At 62.9% G+C, this 6,736-nt stretch carries 6 protein-coding genes; 5 read left to right on the plus strand and 1 reads right to left on the minus strand.

From position 1 onward, the window contains the following. Window positions 1-100 precede the first annotated feature (100 nt). The 5 genes from KP010_RS13250 (at window position 101) to KP010_RS13270 (ending at window position 6,220) form a co-directional block, all read left to right on the plus strand. Window positions 101-1,009 carry a LysR family transcriptional regulator gene (locus tag KP010_RS13250; protein ID WP_216280951.1) on the plus strand — a complete coding sequence of 303 codons (909 nt, stop codon included), beginning with the start codon at window positions 101-103 and terminating at the stop codon, window positions 1,007-1,009. A gap of 376 nt (window positions 1,010-1,385) precedes the next feature. Next, window positions 1,386-1,874 carry a hypothetical protein gene (locus KP010_RS13255; RefSeq protein WP_216281560.1) on the plus strand — a complete coding sequence of 163 codons (489 nt, stop codon included), beginning with the start codon at window positions 1,386-1,388 and terminating at the stop codon, window positions 1,872-1,874. Window positions 1,875-1,878: 4 nt separating this feature from the next. Beyond that, entirely contained in the window at window positions 1,879-3,099 is a 1,221-nt protein-coding gene (locus KP010_RS13260; protein ID WP_216280952.1) for an AAA family ATPase, read from the plus strand. Continuing rightward, window positions 3,096-5,270, plus strand: coding sequence for a hypothetical protein (locus KP010_RS13265; RefSeq protein WP_216280953.1), 2,175 nt, complete (start codon window positions 3,096-3,098; stop codon window positions 5,268-5,270). The genes KP010_RS13260 and KP010_RS13265 overlap by 4 nt, the downstream gene beginning before the upstream one ends. A gap of 80 nt (window positions 5,271-5,350) precedes the next feature. Next, complete coding sequence (locus KP010_RS13270) at window positions 5,351-6,220, plus strand: hypothetical protein (RefSeq protein ID WP_216280954.1); 870 nt, start codon at window positions 5,351-5,353, stop codon at window positions 6,218-6,220. 316 nt (window positions 6,221-6,536) lie between these two features. Here KP010_RS13270 and KP010_RS13275 read toward each other — a convergent pair. Beyond that, window positions 6,537-6,736, minus strand: a 200-nt coding sequence (locus KP010_RS13275) for a hypothetical protein (RefSeq protein ID WP_216280955.1), incomplete at its 5' end; no start/stop codon positions are given.

Genomic DNA, 6,736 nt, shown 5'->3' on the forward strand with positions numbered 1-6,736 from the left:
ATTGGCTCGCGTCCCTTTGGACGCCGGCAACATTCGCCTGCGCCTATCATTTCGCAGCTTTATTTCTTTTATTTTAGATATAGCTATGAGATTATAACTGATGCGCTATGATCTCAATCTGCTGCCCATCTTCGTCGCCCTGATGGAGGAGCGCAGCGTCACCCGCGCGGCGGAGCGGCTCGGCATGACCCAGCCGGCCATGTCCAATGCCTTGGCGCGGCTGCGGGCGATGCTGCAAGATCAGCTCTTCATCCGTGGGCGCTACGGCGTGCAGCCGACCCCGATCGCTCTGGAGCTCGCTCCGGTGATCGCCGATGCTCTGACGAAGCTCGACGACGCCGTGCTGGGCCAGCAGGATTTCGATCCGGCGAAGGCCGAGTGTCTCTTCACCATCGCGCCCAACAGCTATGTCGAATATGTGCTGGCCCCGGCGATCGTCGCGCGGTTGGGGCGGATCGCGCCGGGGGTCACATTGCGTCTCACGCCTTATGGCGCCGACCTCGCGGAGACCGGGGTCGTTTCCGGCGCCACGGCGATGGTTCTCGGCCGTATCGTCGACCCGCCGGACAATCTCGTCGTGCAGCATCTGATGGAGGAGAGCCTGGCCTGCGTGGTGCGGGCGGACCATCCCGAAATCGGCGACAAGATCACGAGGAAGCAGTTCGAGGCGCTGCGCCACGTCAATGTGGTTCCGCCCGGCCGCCTGCGCGCGGGGCTGTTTCAGGCGCTGGCGCGACAGGAACTGCGGCGCGACGTCGCCATTTCGGTGACGAATTTCTTCGCCGTCGCGGAGATGGTGGCGGTCACCGATTATTGCGCGACCTTGCCGCGCCTGATCTGCCGCCGCCTCGCCGACGACCGACGGCTCAAGGTGCTGCCGGCGCCCGTCGATCTCGGAACCTTTCCGGTCGAGATGGCGTGGCACATGCGCTACCGCCACGACCCCGCCCATCGCTGGCTGCGGTCTTTGATCGCCGAGGTTGCGAGCGATATCGCAGGCGAGATTTGAGCGCGCCGCTCGCCAGGTCGTAGACGAGGCCGCTTTTTCCGAGGACGGCCTGTTCGACGAACTGAAGAAGGCGTTGGCGGAACGGGTTCTGAACGCGGAGATGGACGACGATCTCGAAAGCGAGACGGCGGCGGGCAATCCGTGCCGCTGGGTCAGGTCTCCGCCACCGCTGAGCGGCGGCATGGGCTCGCTCCGCCCCCAAACGTCGAGCGATTCCGGTCGCAAGCGGATCGACAATATGTTATCAGACTTCATCACATTCCAGCTAAGCTTCTTGGTTCATGTAGATATGGACAGCTTTCCGCGCCCCGATTGCAAATCGACGCCGAAGCGGGCGCCGAAGCTTCCGACTATTCCGATAATCGTCGCCGCCACGATGGCCGCACTGATCGGCGCGGCGCAGTTGACCGGCTCCTCGGAGGATCGGATTTCTCCGGCGGAAATCGCGCGCCGCGCGTCTATCTCCGAGGCCCGGCCGCCCGCCGCCTTACGTTCGGTCGAACCGAAGGAGATGAAAGCGGCGATGCTCGAAATGGCGCTTTCGTCGGAGGCGCGAGAGAGCCTGGAAGCGGATATCGCTTCGCGACAGGCGAAGCTGGTCTGGATCGCTTTCTACGATTCCGACGCCGAGGATGGTGATGTAATCGAAATTCGAAGCGGTGGATTTTCTCGAATGATCCGGCTCGCCAAGCAGCCGGTCGCCGTAGCGATCCCCTTTCCCTCCGACGGGGTGGCGACGGTCATCGGCGCCGTCGATGGCGGCGGCGGCGGAGTCACCGTCGGTCTCGTCGGGCCGGACGGAGCCGCGCCTCTCGCCGTGCTGAGCGTCGGGCAGCAAATTTCAATCCCGGTGATTTTGGAATAGCGCCATGCAGCGGCTCCTCTCCGCGCTCACGCGTTACGCGCCATTGCTGTTGCTGCCCCTATGGATTTTGTCCACCCTCCAATTGGCGATTCAGTCCGGCGTCACCACGCAATCCGCCAATGCGTTCCTCACACGCGGCTCCTGGTTCTATTTTGCCGTAGCGACAATGGCCTGGGCCGCAGTCGTCGCCGGACTGCTCCACGCCGGGAGGGCGTGGCCTCGCTTTCTATCCCACAGGTGGATCATGGATATTCTCGACCGCCTCACCAACAAAAATGCGCTGGAGCGCCTCGTGGCCGGCGAAAGCCGAATATCGGTGCTGATCGACGCCAATGATCTGAGACAGCGGCTGAAAGCGAAGGTCATCGGGCAGGACGAGGTGTGCGACGACATCGCCGCGCAAATTCGTCGCCGTCTGGCACTGAGCCTGCGGAACAGGCCGGTCGGCGTTTTCTTGTTCGCGGGCTCACCTGGAACGGGCAAGACCTATCTCGGAAAATGTCTCGCGGTGGCGTTGGATCGGCCGTTGCTCCATCTGGACATGACGCAATTCTCCTCGCCTCTGGCGTCGACCCAAATATTCGGCTCGCCACAAGGCTACGCCGGCTCCGACAGCTATGGAAAGCTGACGGCGATGCTGCGCAACCACCCGGAAGTCGTCGTTCTGCTCGACGAGTTCGAGAAAGCGCATGACGAGGTTCACAAGAAATTCCTCACCGCATGGAACGACGGTTTCGTGACCGAGGCGTCGGACGGACGCCAAATCTCGACGACGCGCGCGATTTTCATCGTGACGACCAATGCGGCGACGGAGCAGCTGACGAAGATCGCCAAGGCCGGCGCCGGCGCGCCCGACGAGATTCGGCGCGCCTCGGTGGAGGCGCTGAAAGCCGAAAGCTTCGCGCCCGAGGTTCTCAATCGGATCGATCGGATTTTCGTGTTCGCGCCGCTTCGAGGACTCGATGTCGCGCGCGTGGCCGCGCTCGAGATCGAGGCGATGATCGCCGGCTACGGCCTTTCGGTCGCCGATGGCGGCATAGATGCGCATCTGCTCTTCGATATCATGCAGCGGCACGAGCGCTTCGGCGCGGCCGCATCGTCGCGCGATCTGGCGCGCGCGATAGAAGACACGATCAGCGATTCTCTGATCGAGGCGAAGCAGCGCAATGCGCAGCGCGTCATGCTCGTCAATGACGGCGGCAGAGTGGTGGTCGAACCCGCATGAGACGTCCGTTTCTCTCGACGCTCGTCGCGGCGCTCTTCGTGGTCGTGCTCGGGCCGGCGCCTACAAAGAGCGCCCCATCGCCTCCGAAAGAAGGCGATGTCTATGTCGGCTCCATTCGCTTCGGCGACCGCGATTGGCCTCTGCCGGAAGGAAGCTGGGAGCTTCTCGCTTATATGCCGAAGCTGAATCCCAACGGCGTGCGAGCCTTCCGCGTCGCGCTCGCCCGATATGGCGAGCGGCGCAAATTCGAAGCGCTCGTCATGTTCGCCGTCGGCGAAGTCGGCGATCGACCCGGCTCCGATGCGAGCACCTCGGGGGAATGCGATCCGCCGAAGGCCCCGTATCAGGGCGAGAAGGCGATACGAGACGCCGAAAGCGACTATAGCTGCTGGAAGCTCGGGACAATCGATCGGACGAATTTGCCGCCCGATCCGGTCTCCGATGTCATTCGGCTCAAAATTCCGTCTGAAGAGACGATCGGATTGCTGCCGGCCGTCTCGTCCGTCACCAAGCGAAATGGCGTCATAGCCCATACATTCGTGTGGCTGCGGACCGAGCGGCTCTATTCGGGCGCTCGCGACGGAAAAGAAATTCCGCTCGCGCTCTGGCCGGGAGGACCACGCTCGAAAGACGCATTCGAAGGGCTGAGGCTCAGCATCATGCTGATGCTGCGAGAATGGGCCATTCACTGGGACCAGAGGGTGAGAGACGGGATGGTCGGCCCGGCTGCGAGCGCCGCGGAATCGACGGCTGCGCCCGCGCCCCTGCGCCTGCCCCGCCTCCAAAATCCGAAGCGCGACATTCCCATGCTGCCGGACCTCGGGATCCGTGCAGACGACGTTTTCTCCGACGTCGCGCCGATCGGCCCCTTTCTCGTGCCATTGCCGCCGGGGAAGTGGAAAGCCGTGCTGCGCAATCCGCAGGTCTATTCAGACGGCGCCATCGCGATCGATCAAGTCACACTCGTACGCATCGCCGATCATGTGCTCGAGGGCGTGATCCAGATCGAAGCCCGCTTTCTCGATCCTCAGGCCGAGAGCATTTGCGCGCAGAAGCGCTCGATCGATCTCGCCTCTTATCGCGGACCCGACGACTATTGCGCGGTCATCAATCCGACCGAGATTTCGCCGGAGGACGCCCGCTTTCCATTATATCGGGAACTGGTCGCCCGCGGCGTGACGAACGTGCCGCCACAGCTCATCGGCTCCTTTTTCGCGTTTTCCAACAAGCTCGTCAGCCTCTATGTGTTCGTCGGATTTTCGCCGGAGCGCGCGGGACTGCCGGCGCCCAAATCATATCGAGCGGGAGCCGTTCCCATCGAATGGACGCCCTTCGTCGAGAAGTGGCGCTGGTGGACGCGCCGCTGGGCGGAGGCGGTGCGCGCCGGACTGAGCGGAGAGCTCGATAACGGGCCGCTCCCCGCGAAATGGCGGAACTTCGATCTCAAAAGCGAAAGATTTCGCCCGGTCGCCAATCCGCGGATCGGCGAAACCTACATCGGCAGCGTGCCGGTCGGCGGCAACCGCTGGCCTCTGCCGCGGGGCGCCTGGATTCTGCTGGCGGCGGTTCCGCAATCCGTCGACGACTCGATCGTCGCGGACGAGATCGTTCTGGCGCAGCTGTCGAAGGGCAAGCTCGAAGGCGTCGTCAGCATAGCCTATGCGCGGCCCGATCTGGCTTTGCCGGTCGAAAAGGTCCGAAACGCCTGCGCGCACGCTTCCGGCTTTTTCAGCGAACGCGAGCGCTTCGAGCTCGGCGCCATTCAGGACTGCTGGGAGATACACATCGACGACGGGGCGGGAATTCGGCGAGCCTTCCGCGGATATGAGGCGATCGAGGCGGAGTTGCGCGCGCGCGGCGTCTCTGCGCCCGGACTGATCTTGAATCCCGTTTTCGAGATCGGCGACCGCGATCGCACGGCGGTCTTGATGTACGGCTTTCCCACGACCCGGCTCTCGGAAGAGCTGCCCGAGGCGGAGGCGAACGACAAGTCGAAATGGCTGCCGAGCCGAGGGCCGCTCGGCCCACGGCAAAAGGCCATCTACGCCTCTTTGCGGGCATGGACCAAGCGCTGGCACGGTTTCGTCCAAGCGGCTTTCGAGCGAAGGCTCGATGACGCATCCGCGCCCTGGGCAAGTCTCCATCCCCGCGTCCGACGATCGAAACACTGAGGCGGCTCCCTCGCAGAGAACAGGAAATCATGTCCGGCGTCCAACACCTCTGGCGAACCGCGCCCGCGTGGCGGACAGCGTTGATCATCGCGATCTGCGCCTCCGCGCTCACTCTCGCCTATCCGCCGAGCTTCACGAGCCTTCGGGCGGGTTCGACCGGATCGGCCTTGCCGCCGAGCGCCTATGTCTCGCCGAGCTCCGGCGCGACGCCGCCGCCGGAACCGGAGCCGACCTCTTCCGCCGTGAAATATGGCGATGTTCTCGAACGCGAAATTTCTTTCAACGGCCGCGCCATCCCGCTCCCGGCGGGGACATGGCGCGTCGTCGCCTCGCTGCCCGGCGCCGACACAAATCACGTCACCATCGATGTGAAGGCGTTGGCGAACGAGTCGGAAGGGAAGCTGCGCGGGCTGGTCCTGCTGGTCGGAAACGATGAGAAGACGCCGAGCCCGACCGGATTTCGCGCCGACGCCAATTGCGAGAGGAGCGACGTCATCTTCACCAAGCTGGTCCGCAACGACGATTTCGGCGATCAGCGATGCTATTATGTCGACTTGCTCATTACCGACGCGAAGGAGTCCTCGTCGCAGCAGCAAAACACTTTGTTACGCGCCGCTTTCGGCGACCTCGACGAAAGGCGCGTCACTGTGCCGAGCACAATGCTCGGAGCCATGTTCCGCTATGCGAGCCACGAGCGCCTGCTGATCGCGAAATTCTTTTTCAATCCCGAGGTCGAGGGGATCACGCCATCGGCGAAGGTCGCATGGCTGGACAATGACTGGAACAAATATAATCTCGCGCGAAATCTGGACAAATCACGATATGTCCAACGTCTCGAAGCCTGGGCCGCAAAGTGGGACACTGTCCTACAGTCGGTCTGGACAGGGCAGACATCCACAGCCGTAACGGAAATAGACCGCGTCTTGCCAAAGAGTCCCCTTCGACCTTGAAAATTTAGCGATGCCGGCGCGACCATTTTTCGGTGAGCAAGCCGGTCGCGGGGCAATTTTTTCCGATAACTACGCGATGGGTGGCCCTTTGATTTCGACGCAGGTCTCATCGACGCGCCACGATCCGCCAGCCCGGCGCGCGAAACGATTGGATTGTTTCGGCGTTACGGCGAGTGGTAGCGGAGGAGGGAACCGCTACCCCGAACGGGAACCCCGAGAGAAATGTTGCGAAGCGCCGCAGACCGTCTCGAAACTCCCCAAAACATACGTGCGCCGGGCATGTATCGCAAGTCTCTCGAAGGAGGCGATCGACTCGCTACTCCGAATTGATGTTGATGCAGATGTAGCCCGATGCAGCCACGGATGCGAACTTCGGGCGGAACCGCGACGCGACGCCGGTGATGATGCCGAAGCCAATTTCGCTGCGCCGCCGGCCCAAGCGCAGATTCGCGGTCTTATGTAGCAACCGCCACCATCGCTTGACATCGGTCGCGATCTCGCCGAGATTGTTCATTG

This window comes from Methylosinus sp. KRF6 (assembly GCF_018887255.1).
In the GTDB taxonomy this organism is placed as follows: Bacteria; Pseudomonadota; Alphaproteobacteria; order Rhizobiales; family Beijerinckiaceae; genus Methylosinus; species Methylosinus sporium.